This is a genomic window from Streptomyces africanus, from assembly GCF_002150735.1.
GTDB lineage: Bacteria > Actinomycetota > Actinomycetes > Streptomycetales > Streptomycetaceae > Streptomyces > Streptomyces africanus.
This window is the reverse complement of record NZ_MUKA01000013.1, coordinates 1-16,553: the sequence shown is the minus strand read 5'-3', so window position 1 is coordinate 16,553 and position 16,553 is coordinate 1. Positions and strand designations below refer to the sequence as shown.

The following is a 16,553-nucleotide window of genomic DNA, read 5'->3' as shown; positions in this document are numbered from 1 at the left end:
GACAGGCTCCCCCCGCCCGCCCGTTCCAGCAGGCGGGTCGCCGCTGTCGTCGCCGGGGTCAGTACGTCCGGCGAGCGCAGGCGGATCAGGACGGCCACGCACTGGGACGAGGCCCCCCACGGCAGGGTGCACAGGGCTGTCGCGCCCGGCATCGTGCGGACCGACGGGGCGTCGTCGGGGTCGGCCGTGGGCCAGGGGGCGACGCAGAGCACCGTGTGGAGGCCGTCGGCGCGCGGGCCGAGGGCGGTGCGGAGTTCCGCGATGGCCATGTCGCGCTGCCAGTCGCGGTCGGCCGTGAGGACGGCCCGCAGCTCGCGGCTGAGGTCGGCGCCGTGCTGGGCCTCGTCCGCGAGCAGCGCCCCGATCCGGGTCGTGACCTGCATGGCGGCGGACAGCTGGCGTTCGCTCGGGCCGGGATCGTCGTCCAGCAGCCAGACATAGCCGTGGACCACGCCCCGGTGGCGGACGGGCAGGCAGATCCGGCCCCGGTACACCCCGGCCTCCGGCGTCGGCGGGATACGCACCGGGCCGGTCGCACGCGTGATGCCGAAGCCCTCGAACCACGCCCGGACGGCCGCGGTCGAGCGGCGGGTGAGGATCGAGCGGGTGCGCACGGGGTCCAGGGCCGACGGATCGAGGTCGCCCTCGCTGTCGTACGCGCCGAAGGCGATCAGCTCGAAATCCCGGTTCTCCAGCGTCGCGGGCGCCCCGAGCAGCTCCGAGATCTCGTCGACCAGCTCCTCGTAGTCATCCCTGTGTTCCGACGTCATCCCGGCATTGTCCCGCACTCCAGAGTCCCCTTCATACATCTGTCTGAGATCTGCGGCACGGATGCGTGACAGCTGTCGATGGCCGACGATCGGGGGGATCCTTAGGTTTCACGGTGGTTCTCCGCGCCGTACCCGAAGCGTCATCCGCCCGGGGTCCGGCCATCCGTTGGTTGTGCTCTGGAGGTGCCCCGTGCTGGGTCCCGTGATTCTCGCCGCGTCGCGCAGCGACCGGATGCGACGCCTGGTCTCGGCGGCCCCGGTGACCAAACAGGTCGTCGACCGATTCATCGCGGGTGAGGACGTCGACGACGTCGTGCCGGTCATCCGGGAGCTCGCCGGGCAGGGCCTGGAGCTGACGATGGACGTCGTCGGCGAGGACATCACCAACCCCACCCAGGCCGCCGCCGCGCGGGACGCCTACCTGGAGCTGATCGACCGCCTGAAGCCGCTGGAGCTCGGCACCCGCGCCGAGATGTCCGTGAAGCTGTCGATGTTCGGGCAGGCGCTGGACGGCGGTCACGACCTGGCCCTCGCCAATGTCCGCCCGGTCGTCGAGGCCGCCGCCGAGATCGGCACCACGGTCACCCTGGACGCCGAGGACCACACCACCCTCGACTCGATGTTCGCCATCCACGAGGAGCTGCGGAAGGACTTCCCGCAGACCGGCTGCGTCATCCAGGCCTACCTCTTCCGCACCGAGGCCGACGCCCGCCGCCTCGCCGCGAACGGCAGCCGGGTGCGCCTGGTCAAGGGCGCGTACAAGGAGCCGGGCTCGGTCGCGTATCTGGACAAACACGAGATTGATCGGGCATACGTTCGGATTCTCAGGACGTTGATGGAGGGGGAGGGGTACCCGATGATCGGGTCCCACGACCCGCGCCTGATCGCCATCGGCCAGGAGCTCGCGCACCGCGCCGGGCGAAAGCTCGACGAGTACGAGTTCCAGATGCTCTACGGCATCCGCACCGAGGAGCACCTGCGGCTGGTCGCCGAGGGCCACCGGATGCGCGTGTACACCGCGTACGGCACCGACTGGTACGGCTACTTCATGCGCCGACTCGCAGAGAAGCCGGCCAACCTGCGCTTCTTCGCCCGCTCGATGCTCACAAAGGGCTGAGAGCCCGGCAAGGGCCGAGAGCCCGGCAAGGGCCGAGAGCTCACCCGAGGACTGAGGCTCGTCAAGGGCTGAGACCGCATCACCGCTCAGTAAGGAGTTACGGAAAACATGGACGCTGTGACCCAGGTCCCCACCCCCGTCAACGAGCCGGTGCACGGCTACGCCCCCGGCTCGCCGGAGCGCGCCCGGCTGGAGGCCCGGCTGAAGGAGCTGGCCGACAACCCCGTCGACCTGCCCTGCACCATCGGCGGCGAGAAGCGGATGGGCGGCGGTGAGGCCTTCAAGGTCGTCCAGCCGCACAACCACCAGGCCGTGCTCGGCACCTACCGCAACGCCACGCAGGCGGACGCCCAGGACGCCATTGACGCGGCCCTGGCCGCCGCGCCCGCCTGGCGTGCGATGTCCTTCGACGACCGCGCGGCGATCATCCTGCGCGCCGCCGAGCTGCTCTCCGGCCCGTGGCGCGAGACGCTCGCCGCCTCCACCATGCTCGGCCAGTCCAAGACCGCCCAGCAGGCCGAGATCGACACGCCCTGCGAGCTGATCGACTTCTGGCGGTTCAACGTCTCCTACGCCCGCAAGCTCCTGGCCGAGCAGCCCCCGGCCAACTCCCCGGGCGTGTGGAACCGTCTGGACCACCGCCCGCTGGAGGGCTTCGTCTACGCGATCACGCCCTTCAACTTCACCGCGATCGCGGGCAACCTGCCGACCGCCCCGGCCCTGATGGGCAACGTCGTCGTCTGGAAGCCGTCCCCGACGCAGACCCACGCCGCCGTGCTGCTCATGCAGCTCCTGGAGGAGGCCGGCCTGCCCAAGGGCGTCATCAACCTCGTCACCGGTGACGGCATCGAGGTCTCCAAGGTCGCCCTGGAACACCGCGACCTCGCCGGCATCCACTTCACCGGCTCGACCAAGACCTTCCAGTACCTGTGGAAGACGGTCGGCAACAACATCGAGAAGTACCGCACCTACCCGCGTCTCGTCGGCGAGACCGGCGGCAAGGACTTCCTCGTCGCCCACCCGTCCGCCGACCCGGCCATCCTGAAGACGGCGCTCACCCGGGGTGCCTTCGAGTACCAGGGCCAGAAGTGCAGCGCCACGTCCCGGGCGTACATCCCCGCCTCGATCTGGAACTCCGGCTTCAAGGAGGAGTGGGCCGCCGAGGTCGACGGCATCAAGATGGGCGACGTCACCGACCTGTCGAACTTCATCGGCGCGGTCATCGACGAGCGCGCCTTCGCCAAGAACAAGGCCGCCATCGACCGTGCCCAGGAGGACCCGTCCTGCACGATCGTGGCGGGCGGCTCCTACGACGACTCGGTCGGCTACTTCGTCCGCCCGACCGTCATCGAGTGCACCGACCCGGAGAACGAGGTCTTCCGCACCGAGTACTTCGGCCCGGTCATCGCCGTGCACGTCTACGAGGACGAGAAGTACGACGAGATGCTGACGCAGATGGAGTCCGTCTCCGACTACGCCCTGACCGGCTCGGTCATCGCGAACGACCGCGCGGCGGCGGCCTACACGGCGGACCGGCTCCGCTACGCGGCCGGCAACTTCTACATCAACGACAAGTCGACCGGCGCCGTCGTCGGCCAGCAGCCCTTCGGCGGCGGCCGTGCCTCCGGCACCAACGACAAGGCCGGCGCCCCGCAGAACCTGATGCGCTGGACCCTGACCCGCGCCATCAAGGAGACGCTGGTCCCGCCGACCGACTACACCTACCCGCACATGGGCTGAGCCCCGCGGCACCGACGGGCCGGGTCACGAAAACGACCTGGCCCGTCGGCATGTCCACGGGGAAGACTGGGCCGATGACCACCCGAGCGCGCACCGCCCACACCGCCGACCTCACCTCCGCCGAACTCGACGCCGTACGGGCCCTGCTGGACGCCGCGTTCGACGGTGACTTCGGCGACGAGGACTGGGACCACGGCCTCGGCGGCCTGCACGTCCTCGTGCACGACGGCTCCGGGCTCGCCGCGCACGGGGCGGTCGTGATGCGCCGGGTGCGGCACCGCGGCCGGTGGCTGCGCGCCGGGTACGTCGAGAACGTCGCCGTACGCGCCGACGTCCGCCGTACCGGCCTCGGCGGGCAGGTCATGGCGGAGCTGGAACGCGTCGTCGACCGCGCCTACGACTTCGGCGCCCTCTCCGCCAGCGACGACGGCGCCCTGCTCTACACCTCCCGCGGCTGGCGGCTGTGGCGCGGCCGGGTGCACGCCCTCAGCCCGCAGGGCGGCGTCGTCCGCCTGCCGGACGAAGAGGACAGCACCTACGTCCGGCCCGCCCTCGCCGGCCCGCTCGACCCCGCGCACGAGCTGCTCTTCGACTGGCGCGACGGAGATGTGCTCTAGGAATCACCGCAGGTCGGCGGGGTGTGACGCACTCCGCCGTCTCAGATAGTAGGAAGTCCGAGTAATTGTGGAGACAGACGCTCCGGGCTCCCTTACTTTTGTAGGAGCCGAACGTCTCGCTCGACCAAGCGAATGGCGGTCGTGAGCCGGGCCCCGTGCAGGCAACCCCTGCGGCACCGCTCCCCGCCCCATCCGGCGTCTCGTATCCCCTGTTGCGCTCCATCCTGTCGAAGGAGTCGATTCCCCATGGCCGAGACGACCGTCCGCCGCCGAGTCCGCCACGTCTCCCGCACGAGCGAGTCCGACCGCAAGAACGCCGCCGCAGCGCTCCAGCGCGCCCTCGACCGCAGGGACAACGGCGGATCCACCGGCCACTGAGCCGCACCAGGACCGGGAGCCGCCCGACGAGGCGCGGCGCGGGGCCTCACGCCCCGCGCCGCACCTCGAATCGGTCGATCCGCTCACCGCTCGACGCCAGCGCCAACACCTTCAGCCTCGGCGCGGCGCCGCTCACGGCCTCCACGGAGAGGAACGAGAAGCCGCGGTAGCGCACCCGCGACCACTGCACCGACTCCGCCTTGGTGGCCTGGGACTTCGTCCACCGGAAGGTGCCGACGGACTCGTGGTCGGCGGTGTTGCCCTCGTAGCTCTCCTTCACACCGTCGGGGAAGCCGTACAGCTCCTTGCCGCCACCACCCGCCGTGACGTACACGATCCCGTCCCGCCGTGGATCCGTCGTCCCGCCCACCGGCACCGGCCTGCCCACCTCGCCGCCCCGGATGGCGTCGGTCCGCTCGTAGACGTGGTTGTGCCCGTTGATCACCAGGTCCACCTGGTGCTCGGCGAACAGCGGCAGCCACTCGGCGCGCACCCCGCCGTCGGAGGCGTGCGTGGACGTCGAGTACGCGCAGTGGTGGAAGAAGACGACGATGAAGTCGACGTCCTCCGAGGCCCTCAGCTCGCCGAGCTTCCGGTCCAGCCACTTGGTCTGCCTGCCCTCCGTGTAGCCGAGGTTGGCCGGGATCTCGTACGACACGTCGTTCGCGTCCAGCGCGACCACGCCGACGTTGCCGTACGTGAAGGCGTACACCCCCGGTGCCGTGCGCGCGTCGAAGCCGCTGTCCGGCAGGGAGAAACGGGCGAGTTGGCCGCCGTAGCCGTCCGGCGAGTACCAGGCCTCCATGTCGTGGTTGCCGGTCGTCACCATCCACGGCACCGACCTGGCCACCGGCTCGGTCTGCTTCAGGAACCGGTCCCACTGCCCGGCGTCGAAGACGTCCGACTCCTTGCCCTTGCCGGTCGGGTCGGCGTAGCAGATGTCGCCGGCGTGAAGATGGAACGCCGGGCGCCGGCGCAGCAGCAGACGGTCGTTGAGGGCCGCTTCCTCGCCGACGCCCTGGTCGCCGAACGCCGTGAACACGAACCGCTCGGGCGGGCTCGCGGGGGCCGTGCGGAAGGACGTGACGGTCGACCGGTGCCGCGGGGACGCCGGGTCGAAGCCGTCGTGGCCGACGCCGTAGTAGTACGTCGTGTCGGGGCGCAGGCCGTCCAGCGCCGCGTGCAGGTAGTACTGGTCGACCGCCGGCCGTACGCCCTTCAGCTCCGGGGTGTGCAGGTCGCGCAGCTCCGCCTCGATCCTGCGGCCGAGGTCGTCGGGGCGCAGGCCCACCCGGACGTACGGCTTCTTCACCGCCAGCGGCACCTGCCAGGAGATCCGCATCTGCGTCTTCGGGTCGGCGCCGAAGGCGAGATGGCGGCCGAAGGGCGTGATGAAGGAGCCGGGTGCCTCCGACGTGCTCGGCGACGGGCTCCTGGTCGCCGTGCCGCTGCCCGGCCCGGAGCCGGAGCAGCCGGTCAGCAGGCCGCCCGCGACCGCGCCCGCCGTCACCAGTGTGCGGCGCCGCGACAGGCGGGTGCGCAGGTACTCGTGCTGTTCCGCCATGCTCATGCGGCGCGCGAGCTCGGGCGGGATGCCGAAGTGGGGGATCTCCATGTCGGGTCAACTTCCCAGCGAAGGCCAACATCCGCCCCACGCACGGGTGAACGGAAACCGTCGGCCGAGTGCGGTCCCCCGGCCGGGTGACTGTATCGCCTGTCCGCATCACGGACACCCTGTGTCATCCCATGGGACGAGGAGTAGGGTGCCCGGCATGTCTCGCAGCATCAATCTCGCAGTGATTCCCGGTGACGGCATCGGCCAGGAAGTCGTGGCCGAAGGCCTGAAGGTCCTCTCCGCCGTCCTTCCGCAGGATGTGAAGCTGGAGACCAAGGAGTACGACTTCGGCGCCAAGCGCTACCACGCCACCGGTGAGACCCTCACCGACGCCGACCTCGACGCCCTGAAGAAGCACGACGCCATCCTGCTCGGCGCGATCGGCGACCCGAGCGTGCCGTCCGGCGTCCTGGAGCGCGGCTTCCTGCTGAAGCTCCGCTTCGCCTTCGACCACCACGTCAACCTGCGTCCGTCGAAGCTGCTGCCGGGTGTCGCCACCCCGCTGGCCGGCGAGCCGCAGATCGACTTCGTCGTGGTCCGCGAGGGCACCGAGGGCCCGTACACCGGCAACGGCGGCACGATCCGCAAGGGCACCGAGCACGAGGTCGCCACCGAGGTGTCCGTGAACACGGCCTTCGGTGTCGAGCGCGTGGTCCGCGACGCCTTCGCGCGTGCCCAGGCCCGCCCGCGCAAGAAGCTGGCACTGATCCACAAGAACAACGTGCTGACCTTCGCGGGTCACCTGTGGACGAACATCTTCAACAAGGTGGCCGAGGAGTTCCCCGAGGTCACCACCGAGTACATGCACGTCGACGCGGCGACCATCTACCTGGTCACCCAGCCCGAGCGCTTCGACGTGATCGTCACCGACAACCTCTTCGGCGACATCATCACCGACCTCGCCGCGGCCGTCTCCGGCGGCATCGGCGTGGCGGCCTCCGGCAACATCAACCCGTCCGGAGAGTTCCCCTCGATGTTCGAGCCCGTGCACGGCTCGGCCCCGGACATCGCCGGCCAGGGCAAGGCCGACCCGACCGCCACGGTGCTGTCCGTCGCCCTGCTCCTGCGCCACCTCGGCTACGAGGCCGAGGCCGCCCGGATCGACGAGGCGGTCTCCGCCGACCTGTCGGAGCGCACGGGCAAGCCCGCCCGCTCCACCACGGAGATCGGCGACGCGCTCGCCGTACGCGTAGCCGGCTGACCCGCCGCAGCTCAGGGGGCTTCTGACGGATCTCCGCGGCGTCGCGACGCCCGGCACGCACTCTCGCCGCACCAGGCAAAAGGCCTAGTAGCTCCTCCCCCACGCTCGGCTTCGCTCGCGCGGGGGGACCCCCATCGAGGCCTCCCGCCCGGCGCACCGAGAGCACGCACCGAACGCCGCTCCTTCTTCCACGGAGATCCATCAGAAGCCCCCTAACCCAAGCCGCCGGGTCGCATCCGCACCCGGCGGCTTCCGCATGGTCCCGCCGGGTGTCACCATCGACCACCGGGCCGCATTCACCCCGTTCCGTCCGCCGTCGCCCCCGGGCGATAATCGAACGCGAGGCCGCGGAACGAGGGAATGCTCGGACGTCCTAGCACTGGTCATCATCAGAGCTGTACCGAGCGCGGCCCGTCACTACAACCGGTGAAGGACTTCAACCCATGACGACGCCCACGATCGAGCTCAAGCCGTCCGCCAACCCGCTCTCCGCCGCAGAACGGGAGGCGATCCTGGCCAACCCCGGGTTCGGCCGCCACTTCACCGACCACATGGTGACGATCAAGTGGACGGAGGGCCGGGGCTGGCACGACGGCCAGCTCGTGCCGTACGCGCCGATCTCCCTCGACCCCGCCACCACGGTGCTGCACTACGCGCAGGAGATCTTCGAGGGGTTGAAGGCCTACCGCCGCCCCGACGGCTCGGTCGCCACGTTCCGTCCGGAGAAGAACGCCGAGCGCTTCCAGAGCTCCGCGCGCCGGCTGGCGATGCCCGAGCTGCCGGTCGAGACGTTCATCGAGGCGTGCGACGCGCTGGTGAAGCAGGACAAGGCGTGGGTCCCGGCGCACGGCGGGGAGGAGTCCCTCTACCTGCGCCCGTTCATGATCGCGACCGAGGTCGGACTGGGCGTGAAGCCGGCCAACGAGTACCTGTTCCTGGTGATCGCCTCGCCGGCCGGCGCGTACTTCCCGGGCGGCGTCAAGCCGGTCTCCATCTGGGTCTCCGAGGACCGCGTCCGCGCCGTCCCCGGCGGCATGGGCGACGCGAAGACCGGCGGCAACTACGCGGCGTCCCTGCTGGCGCAGGCCGAGGCCGCGACCAAGGGCTGCGACCAGGTGTGCTACCTCGACGCGGTCGAGCACCAGTGGGTCGAGGAGCTGGGCGGCATGAACCTGTACTTCGTGTACGGCAACAAGATCGTCACGCCGTCCCTCACCGGTTCGATCCTGGAGGGCGTCACCCGGGACTCCCTGCTCGCCGTCGCCCGTGACCTCGGGTACGAGGCCGAGGAGGGCCGGGTCTCGGTCGACCAGTGGCAGCGGGACACGGAGAACGGCTCGCTCACGGAGGTGTTCGCCTGCGGTACGGCCGCGGTGATCACGCCGGTCGGGACGGTCAAGCGGGCCGGGGCGGAGTGGCAGCAGAGCGGGGGCGAGCCGGGCGAGGTCACGCTCCGGCTCCGCCAGGCCCTGCTCGACATCCAGCGCGGCACGGCGGAGGACAAGCACGGCTGGATGCACCAGCTGGGCTGAGCCCGACACCCCCTCCGTGGGCTCCTCGCGGACGTCTGAACGTCTGCCCGGGTTGTACTCAATACGACGGATTGACCCTGTGGCACGCGGTGCTGTTGGCTCTGGGGAGCCCTCGGCGCGGGGCCGGGGGAGCAGCGTCAACGGGGAACACAGGGGGAACAGCACATGACCAGCACCACAAGGGCCACGTCCGGCGCGCTCGGCGTGGCTCTGGCCGTCACGCTCGGCGGCGTCGCCGCGCTGCCCGCGACCGCCGCCGAGGCGGTGCCGCGGACCGAGAAGGCGAGCGTCGCCCCGGACGGCACCGAGGGCAACGGCGATTCCGGCGGACCGAGTCTGAGCGCCGACGGCCGCCGTCTGGCCTTCGTCTCCAGCGCCGACAACCTCGTCGCCGGTGACACCGACGGCGCCGCCGACGCCTTCGTGCGCGACCTGAAGACCGGCACGACCCGGCTGGCCAGTACCGCGGCGGACGCCGGCCCGGTCGACGACGTCGCCCTCAGCGGCGACGGCCGCTACCTGGCCTTCGGCGCCACCGCCACCGGCGACGGCCGCAGCCACATCTGGGTCAGGGACCTGGAGACCGGCGTGCTCCAGCGCATCAAGGACACCGTCGACACCGGCTACGACTCCGGCCGGCAGCCCGCCCTCAGCGCCGACGGCCGCTACGTCGCCTTCATCGCCCAGCGCTCGGAACTCACCCAGTCCGACGACGGCTGGGGGCGCGTCTACCGGGTCGACCGCACCAGCGGCGAGGCCGTCCGCGTCAGCCAGGTGCCCGCCGCCGGCGACGGGAAGACCGCCGCCACCAACCCGTCCATCAGCGCCGACGGCAAGCGCGTCGGCTACCAGCTCTTCGTCCCGCACCCGGCCCCGGGCGACTGGAGCGACGCCTACGTCCGTGACGTGCCGAGCGGCGAGCTGTTCCAGGCCGACCGGGCGCCGAACGGTGCGAAGTCCGATGGGCAGACCGAGTTCCCGCAGGTCAGCGCCGACGGGCGGTACGCCCTCTTCAACTCGCTCGATTCCCGGCTCACACCGGGCGACACCAACAAGGGACACAACGTCTTCATCCGCGACCTGAAGACCGGCGAGCTGCGCCGGATCGACGCCGTCGACCCGGCCGCCTTCACCGCGAATCCGCGGCTCAGCGCCGACAGTCGCTACTTGGCCTTCGTCTCGGCCGACCCGGGCGACACGAACTACACGACCCGCGCGTACGTCCGCGACCTGCGCACCGGGCGCACGGTCCTGGCCAGCCCGGACGCCCAGGGCGGGCCGAACGACCAGGGCGTGTCCGCCCCGGTCATCGACCGGCACGGCCGTCGGGTCGCCTTCAGCAGCTCCGCGCCCGACCTCGTCCCGGGTGACACGTACGACAGTTCGCACGTCTACGTCCGTCACCTGAAGTGACCGACCGCATCCTGAGACAAGCGTGAGCCGGGCACGGGGGTTGTGCCAGACTGCCCCCGTGCTCTCGTTCGCCATGATTATTGGCAGCAGGCGCGCCGGTCCGCAGTGACCGCCACGTACGACCAGGTACGGGCGGACACCGTCGTCCTCGACCCGCGCGCAGACCTCTCGCACCCGCGAGGGGTTTTTCGCATTTCTGGCCCACCCGCAGTCAGGAGCGAGAGCGCGAGGGAGTATGTGGGGGCGGTGGAGCCGGTCATTCCGGTACGACCGAGTCCAATCCTCAGGAGCCTTGACACCATGACCGCTACCAGCGAGCTCGACGATTCCTTCCACGTCTTCGACACCACCCTGCGCGACGGCGCCCAGCGGGAGGGCATCAACCTCACCGTCGCGGACAAGCTGGCCATCGCGCGGCACCTGGACGACTTCGGCGTCGGCTTCATCGAGGGCGGCTGGCCGGGCGCGAACCCCCGGGACACCGAGTTCTTCGCCCGCGCCCGGCAGGAGATCGACTTCCGGCACGCGCAGCTGGTCGCGTTCGGGGCGACCCGCCGCGCGGGAGCGAAGGCGGCTCAGGACCCGCAGGTCAAGGCGCTGCTGGAGTCGGGTGCCGAGGTGATCACGCTGGTCGCCAAGTCCCACGACCGGCATGTCGAGCTCGCTCTGCGCACCACCCTGGACGAGAACCTGGAGATGGTCCGCGACACGGTCTCGTTCCTGAAGGAGCAGGGCCGCCGGGTCTTCGTCGACTGCGAGCACTTCTTCGACGGCTACCGAGCGAACCCCGAGTACGCGAAGTCGGTCGTCCGTACGGCCTCGGAGGCCGGCGCGGACGTGGTGGTCCTCTGCGACACCAACGGCGGCATGCTCCCGGCGCAGATCCAGGCGGTCGTCGGCACCGTCCTGGCCGACACCGGCGCCCGGCTCGGCATCCACGCCCAGGACGACACGGGCTGCGCGGTGGCGAACACGCTGGCCGCCGTCGACGCCGGCGCGACGCACGTCCAGTGCACGGCCAACGGCTACGGCGAACGCGTCGGCAACGCCAACCTCTTCCCGGTCGTGGCGGCCCTGGAGCTGAAGTACGGCAAGCGGGTCCTGCCCGAGGGCCGGCTGCGCGAGATGACGCGCATCTCGCACGCGATCGCCGAGGTCGTCAACCTCACGCCCTCCACCCACCAGCCCTACGTGGGCCTGTCGGCCTTCGCGCACAAGGCCGGCCTGCACGCCTCGGCCATCAAGGTCGACCCGGACCTGTACCAGCACATCGACCCCGAGCAGGTCGGCAACACCATGCGGATGCTGGTCTCCGACATGGCCGGCCGCGCCTCCATCGAGCTCAAGGGCAAGGAACTCGGCATCGACCTCGGCGGCGACCGCGAGCTGGTCGGCCGGGTGGTCGAGCGGGTGAAGGAACGCGAACTGAGGGGCTACACGTACGAGGCGGCCGACGCGAGCTTCGAGATCCTCCTGCGCACGGAGGTCCAGGGCAAGCCGCTGCGCTACTTCGAGGTCGAGTCCTGGCGCGCCATCGTCGAGGACCGGCCCGACGGCTCCCACGCCAACGAGGCCACGGTCAAGCTCTGGGCCAAGGGTGAGCGCATCGTCGCCACGGCCGAGGGCAACGGCCCGGTCAACGCGCTGGACCGGGCCCTGCGGGTGGGCCTGGAGAAGATCTACCCGCAGCTCGCCAAGCTGGAACTGGTGGACTACAAGGTCCGCATCCTGGAGGGCAAGCACGGCACCAACTCGACGACGCGCGTCCTGATCTCCACGTCCGACGGCACGGGCGAGTGGGCGACGGTGGGCGTGGCCGACAACGTCATCGCCGCGAGCTGGCAGGCCCTGGAGGACGCGTACACGTACGGGCTGCTGCGGGCGGGAGTGAGCCCGGCCGAGTAGACGGGCCCGGCAGGCGGGTGGTGACGGCGCCTTCCGAGCCGTCGCCGCCCGCCCTCGGTGCCGTTCGCCGTCAGCGGTGTCCCGAAATCCGCACCCCGCCCGATATCCCTTTCTGTGCCGATTCGGGTAGCTTCGAAACTATGAAGGCCGCGTTGGTGCGTACCGTCGTACGTCTGCTGATCGTGCCGGTCGTCGCCGCGCTGGCGGCGCTGATGGCGGGCGCGCCCGGTGCGCAGGCGGCCACCGGTGTCTCGAAGGTCGCCGCGGAACTGCGCGAGAACCCGGTCTACGTCGATCCGGCCGCTCGCGGCCAGCTGGCCGCGAGCGACGCCGAGGCGCTCGCGAACAAGATCAAGGACGCGGACAAGCCGGTCTTCGTGGCGGTCCTCCCGGCCGGCTTCCCCACCCAGGACCTCTTCAGGAACCTCCGCACCGAGACCGGCATCACCGGCCTGTACGGCATTCGCCTCGGAGACCGGTTCGACGCCCGTGCGGACAGCGCGGTGATGAGCCGCCAGGCGGTGTCCAACCTGGTCACGTCCGTACAGGGCGCGGGCGACGCCAAGGCCCAGCTGAACGACTTCGTCGACGGCGCCCTGCGCAACGTGGGCGGCTCGGCGCCCAGCAGCTGGAGCGACGGCTCGGGCACTGACGTGCCGGTCGGCAGCCTGGTCACGGTCGGCGCCCTGGTCGCGGCCGGCGGCGCCGGCGCCTACGCGCTGGTGCGCCGCAACCGCCGCCGCCACGAGGAGGAGCAGCGGGCAGCGCTGGAGAAGCTGCGCGTGGTGGTCGACGAGGACATCACCGCCTTCGGCGAGGAACTCGACCGCCTCGACTTCCACCCCGGCGAACCCGGTGCCGACGACGCGATGCGCGCCGACTACGAACACGCCCTGGACGCCTACGAGCAGGCGAAGTCCCTGATGGCCGCCGCGACCAAGCCGGAGGACGTGCGGGCCGTCACCGAGGCCGTGGAGGACGGCCGGTTCTCCCTGGCGCGACTCGTGGCCCGCCGCGAGGGCGCCCCGCTGCCGGAGCGCCGTCCGCCCTGCTTCTTCGACCCGCGCCACGGCCCCTCGGTCGCCGACGCGAGCTGGACGCCCCCGGGCGGCGCCACGCGTGACGTCCCCGTCTGCGCGGCCGACCGGACCCGGCTCGCCGAGGGCCGGGACCCGGTGATCCGCGAGGTCGACACCGAAGCGGGCCGCCGCCCGTACTGGGAGGCCGGCCCGGCGTACGGCCCCTGGGCCGGCGGCTACTTCGGCGGCGGCCTCCTGCCCGGCCTCCTCGTCGGCACCCTGCTCGGCAGCATGATGGCCGGCCCCGCCTACGCGTCCGACTACGGCTCCGGCTACGGAGACTTCGGCGGCTACGGGGGCGGTGACGTCTCCGGCGCGGACTTCGACACCGGCGACTTCGGGGGCGGCTTCGGTGACGGGGGCTTCGGCGGCGGCGACTTCGGCGGGGGAGGGGACTTCGGCGGCGGCTTCTGACCCGGTGGGCGACGGGCCCGGGCCCGCTGGTCACCGCCCCATGTTCTGGGCGCCCGAGCTGGCGTTCAGCGCCCCGCCCCTTCCCGCCGCAGAACCTGCTCCGCACGCGGCCACCACGCCCGCCAGCGCGACCAGGCCCGCGCTGACCCACACCGGCGACCGGTACCCGAGCCCCGCGCCGATCGCCATGCCGCCGGCCCAAGGGCCCAGTGCGGCGCCCACGTTGAACGCGGCCGTGGCGAAACCGCCGGCCAGGGTGGGTGCGCCCGGTGCCGCGTAGAGCACCTGGGAGATCAGTGTGGAGCCGACGCCGAAGGACAGGGCCCCCTGGGTGAAGACGAGCCCGAGTGCCAGGACCGGGTGGCCGGCCCCGAGTGCCAGGAGGCACCAGCCCAGGCACGCCGCGACCGCCCCGCCGGCCAGGACCGGGACGGGGTGCCGGTCGGCCAGCCGCCCGGCGGCGGTCACCCCGGCGAACGATCCGGCCCCGAACAGCGCGAGCACCCCGGGGACCCAGGCGCTGCCCAGCCCCGTGACCTCGGTGACCAGCGGCGCGAGGTAGGTGAAGGTGCAGAACGTCGCGCCGTTCACGAGGGCGCCCAGCGTCAGCGTGACGACCAGCCGGGGGCTGCGCAGCGACCGCAGTTCACCACCCAGCGCGGGCGGCGCACCCCCCGCCGAACCGCCCGGGACCGACCTCGCCACCGCCACCAGCGCGGGCAGCGACACCAGCGCCACCGCCCAGAACGCCGCACGCCAGCCCCACAGCCCGCCCAGCAGGGCCCCGGCGGGCACCCCAGCCACGCACGCCAGCGTCACCCCGCCCAGCAGCATGGACGTGGCCCGCCCCTTCGCGTCCGCCGGGACCATGTCCACGGCGGCCACCAGGGCGACCGCGAGGAACCCGGCGTTGGCGAGCGCCCCCACGACCCGCGTGGCGAGCAGCACCTCGAAACTGCCGGTGAGAGCACCGGCGACATGGACGGCGAGAAACACCACGAGGAACGCCAGCAGCGCACCCCGCCGCGGCCAGCGCCGCGCGAGCCCCGCGACCAGCGGCGCCCCCACGACCATCCCCACCGCGAAGGCGGAGGTCAGCGCCCCCGCCGCGGGCACGGACACCCCCAGATCCCGTGCGATGTCCGGCACCAGTCCGGACAGCATGAACTCGGACGTTCCCTGCGCGAACACGGCAAGGCCCAGCAAGAGAAGAGCGAACGGCATGAAGAAACTCCACAACCCGAAGTCGACGTCGGACACGACAGGTCGGACGGCTTCCGGCAGCGGAGCGAGCGGGCTCAGCGGCCCGGCATCACGAACAGCCACCGGAGAGCCGGTGGCCGCACTCTGGACGCCTCGGGGCTGGACATGGCGGAGACGTTAGGCGGAGCCGGGTGCCCGGGTCCACCGGTTTTCCTCCGGCTCGCCTCGGGCCGCGGTCACGGCCGTGTCCGTCCGGCCGCCACCGCGGTGCACGACGACCACGGCCGCGAGGCAGACGGCCAGGCCGAGGGCGGTCTGCACGCCGAACGGCTCACCGAAGACGAGCGCGCCCCAGACGGCCGTGACCGGGGCCATGAGGAACATCAGCGTGTTCACCTTCGTCACCCCGGACCGCTTCAGGATGAGCCAGTACAGCCCGTACCCGCCGAACGTGGACAGCCCCACGAGCCAGGCGACGGCCACCCAGAACCCGCCCCCGGCGGGCGGCACGGCGGCCCCCGTGCTCAGCGCCAGCACGGAGAAGAGGACGGCGCTGGTGGCGCAGTGGACGGTCAGCGACACCGAGGGGGCGACCCGCGAGCGGGACCGGCTCTCCATGAAGGTGGCCGCGACCAGCGACAGCATGCCGAGCAGCGGAACGGCGTACGCCCACCACGGCACACCGGTCCCGGCCGCTGCGTCGGCCAGGGTGACCACCGAGACACCGCCCAGCCCCAGACCCAGGCCGACCCACTGCCGGCCCGAGACGTACTGCCCCAGCAGCGGTCCCGCGAGGGCCCCGGCGACGAGCGGCTGGACCCCGTCGATCAGGGCCGTCGTGCCGCTGGAGACGCCGAGCTGGATGGCGTAGTAGACGCTGAGCAGATAGCCGCTCTGCGACAGCACGCCGATGACGGCCTGCCGGGACACGTCCCGGGCGGTGACACCCCGCCAGGCCGTGCGCATGACGACGGCGACGGCGACGAGGACGACGGCCAGCGGCAGGAACCGCCACATCAGGACCGTGATCGCGGACGCGTTGCCCGCGCCGAGCTTGGCCCCGATGAACCCGGAGCTCCAGCAGAGGACGAAGGCGACGGAGAGCAGGATGTTCACGAACATCACAACCAGTAGACAGATCGGTATACCCGTTCCCCGTCCACTATACAGATCGGTATACTCGGGTGTCATGGGTACCACCGCCGAGACCCCGCACCGGATCACGCTGACGCCCGCCGCGCGTCGCGTCCTGGCAGCGGCCGCCCGGCTGTTCTACGAGCGCGGCATCCACGCCGTCGGCGTCGATCTCATCGCCGCCGAGGCCGGGGTGACGAAGAAGACCCTCTACGACCGGTTCGGCTCCAAGGAGCAGATCGTCGTGGAGTACCTCGCGGACCGCGACGAGCGCTGGCGGGCCTTCCTCGCCGAACGCCTCGACGCGGCCCCGCCCGGGCCCGGGGAGCAGGTCCTGGCGGTCTTCGACGCCTCGCGGGAATGGGCGGCGGAGCTCAGCCCCAAGGGGTGCAGCATGGTCAACGCCCACGCGGAGATCAGCGACCCCGCCCACCC

Annotated in this window: 13 protein-coding genes and 1 pseudogene; 10 read left to right on the top strand and 4 right to left on the bottom strand. The window is 71.5% G+C overall.

What is annotated here, in order from left to right:
• Positions 1-770, bottom strand: a pseudogene (locus tag CCL05_RS02315) (PucR family transcriptional regulator); the annotation flags it as partial.
• Positions 771-960: 190 nt separating this feature from the next.
• Here CCL05_RS02315 and CCL05_RS02310 point away from each other — a divergent pair.
• The 4 genes from CCL05_RS02310 (at position 961) to CCL05_RS47065 (ending at position 4,622) form a co-directional block, all read left to right on the top strand.
• Positions 961-1,887, top strand: a complete 927-nt coding sequence (locus CCL05_RS02310; RefSeq protein WP_086558785.1) for a proline dehydrogenase family protein — start codon at positions 961-963, stop codon at positions 1,885-1,887.
• 108 nt (positions 1,888-1,995) lie between these two features.
• The gene (gene pruA / locus CCL05_RS02305) at positions 1,996-3,627 is read left to right on the top strand and encodes an L-glutamate gamma-semialdehyde dehydrogenase (protein ID WP_086558784.1); all 1,632 of its coding nucleotides are present in this window, start codon (positions 1,996-1,998) and stop codon (positions 3,625-3,627) included.
• 74 nt (positions 3,628-3,701) lie between these two features.
• Complete coding sequence (locus tag CCL05_RS02300) at positions 3,702-4,244, top strand: GNAT family N-acetyltransferase (RefSeq protein ID WP_086558783.1); 543 nt, start codon at positions 3,702-3,704, stop codon at positions 4,242-4,244.
• A 246-nt stretch (positions 4,245-4,490) separates the two neighbouring features.
• On the top strand, positions 4,491-4,622 hold the full coding sequence (locus CCL05_RS47065; protein ID WP_010048656.1) for a hypothetical protein: 132 nt from the start codon (positions 4,491-4,493) through the stop codon (positions 4,620-4,622).
• A 46-nt stretch (positions 4,623-4,668) separates the two neighbouring features.
• On the opposite strand, the gene CCL05_RS02290 is transcribed toward CCL05_RS47065, so the two are convergent.
• A complete protein-coding gene (locus CCL05_RS02290; RefSeq protein WP_086558782.1) occupies positions 4,669-6,237 on the bottom strand; it encodes a purple acid phosphatase family protein in 1,569 nt (522 codons plus the stop codon).
• Positions 6,238-6,394: 157 nt separating this feature from the next.
• On the opposite strand from CCL05_RS02290, the gene CCL05_RS02285 reads away from it, so the two are divergent.
• The 5 genes from CCL05_RS02285 (at position 6,395) to CCL05_RS02265 (ending at position 13,781) form a co-directional block, all read left to right on the top strand.
• Positions 6,395-7,438 carry a 3-isopropylmalate dehydrogenase gene (locus CCL05_RS02285; protein ID WP_086558781.1) on the top strand — a complete coding sequence of 348 codons (1,044 nt, stop codon included), beginning with the start codon at positions 6,395-6,397 and terminating at the stop codon, positions 7,436-7,438.
• A 443-nt stretch (positions 7,439-7,881) separates the two neighbouring features.
• Positions 7,882-8,970: a branched-chain amino acid aminotransferase gene (locus tag CCL05_RS02280; protein WP_086558780.1), complete on the top strand. Its 1,089-nt coding sequence runs from the start codon at positions 7,882-7,884 to the stop codon at positions 8,968-8,970.
• A 165-nt stretch (positions 8,971-9,135) separates the two neighbouring features.
• Entirely contained in the window at positions 9,136-10,383 is a 1,248-nt protein-coding gene (locus tag CCL05_RS02275; protein ID WP_086558779.1) for a TolB-like translocation protein, read from the top strand.
• Positions 10,384-10,683: 300 nt separating this feature from the next.
• On the top strand, positions 10,684-12,288 hold the full coding sequence (cimA, locus tag CCL05_RS02270) for a citramalate synthase (RefSeq protein WP_086558778.1): 1,605 nt from the start codon (positions 10,684-10,686) through the stop codon (positions 12,286-12,288).
• 140 nt (positions 12,289-12,428) lie between these two features.
• Positions 12,429-13,781 (top strand): hypothetical protein, encoded by a 1,353-nt coding sequence (locus tag CCL05_RS02265; protein ID WP_086558777.1) that lies wholly within the window; start codon positions 12,429-12,431, stop codon positions 13,779-13,781.
• A 30-nt stretch (positions 13,782-13,811) separates the two neighbouring features.
• Here the strand turns inward: CCL05_RS02265 and CCL05_RS02260 are convergent, their stop codons facing one another.
• A complete protein-coding gene (locus CCL05_RS02260) occupies positions 13,812-15,005 on the bottom strand; it encodes a Cmx/CmrA family chloramphenicol efflux MFS transporter (protein ID WP_086558787.1) in 1,194 nt (397 codons plus the stop codon).
• 156 nt (positions 15,006-15,161) lie between these two features.
• Entirely contained in the window at positions 15,162-16,100 is a 939-nt protein-coding gene (locus CCL05_RS02255) for a DMT family transporter (RefSeq protein WP_086558786.1), read from the bottom strand.
• 73 nt (positions 16,101-16,173) lie between these two features.
• Between CCL05_RS02255 and CCL05_RS02250 the strand changes: the two genes are divergently transcribed.
• Positions 16,174-16,553, top strand: a 380-nt coding sequence (locus CCL05_RS02250) for a TetR/AcrR family transcriptional regulator (protein WP_086558776.1), incomplete at its 3' end; no start/stop codon positions are given.

Coding starts and splice junctions, on each gene's coding strand:
- CCL05_RS02300 (WP_086558783.1), top strand. CDS start 3,702: ATGACCACCCGAGCGCGCACCGCCCACACCGCCGACCTCACCTCCGCC.
- CCL05_RS02285 (WP_086558781.1), top strand. CDS start 6,395: ATGTCTCGCAGCATCAATCTCGCAGTGATTCCCGGTGACGGCATCGGC.
- pruA (WP_086558784.1), top strand. CDS start 1,996: ATGGACGCTGTGACCCAGGTCCCCACCCCCGTCAACGAGCCGGTGCAC.
- cimA (WP_086558778.1), top strand. CDS start 10,684: ATGACCGCTACCAGCGAGCTCGACGATTCCTTCCACGTCTTCGACACC.
- CCL05_RS02280 (WP_086558780.1), top strand. CDS start 7,882: ATGACGACGCCCACGATCGAGCTCAAGCCGTCCGCCAACCCGCTCTCC.
- CCL05_RS02275 (WP_086558779.1), top strand. CDS start 9,136: ATGACCAGCACCACAAGGGCCACGTCCGGCGCGCTCGGCGTGGCTCTG.
- CCL05_RS02290 (WP_086558782.1), bottom strand. CDS start 6,237: ATGGAGATCCCCCACTTCGGCATCCCGCCCGAGCTCGCGCGCCGCATG.
- CCL05_RS47065 (WP_010048656.1), top strand. CDS start 4,491: ATGGCCGAGACGACCGTCCGCCGCCGAGTCCGCCACGTCTCCCGCACG.
- CCL05_RS02265 (WP_086558777.1), top strand. CDS start 12,429: ATGAAGGCCGCGTTGGTGCGTACCGTCGTACGTCTGCTGATCGTGCCG.
- CCL05_RS02260 (WP_086558787.1), bottom strand. CDS start 15,005: ATGCCGTTCGCTCTTCTCTTGCTGGGCCTTGCCGTGTTCGCGCAGGGA.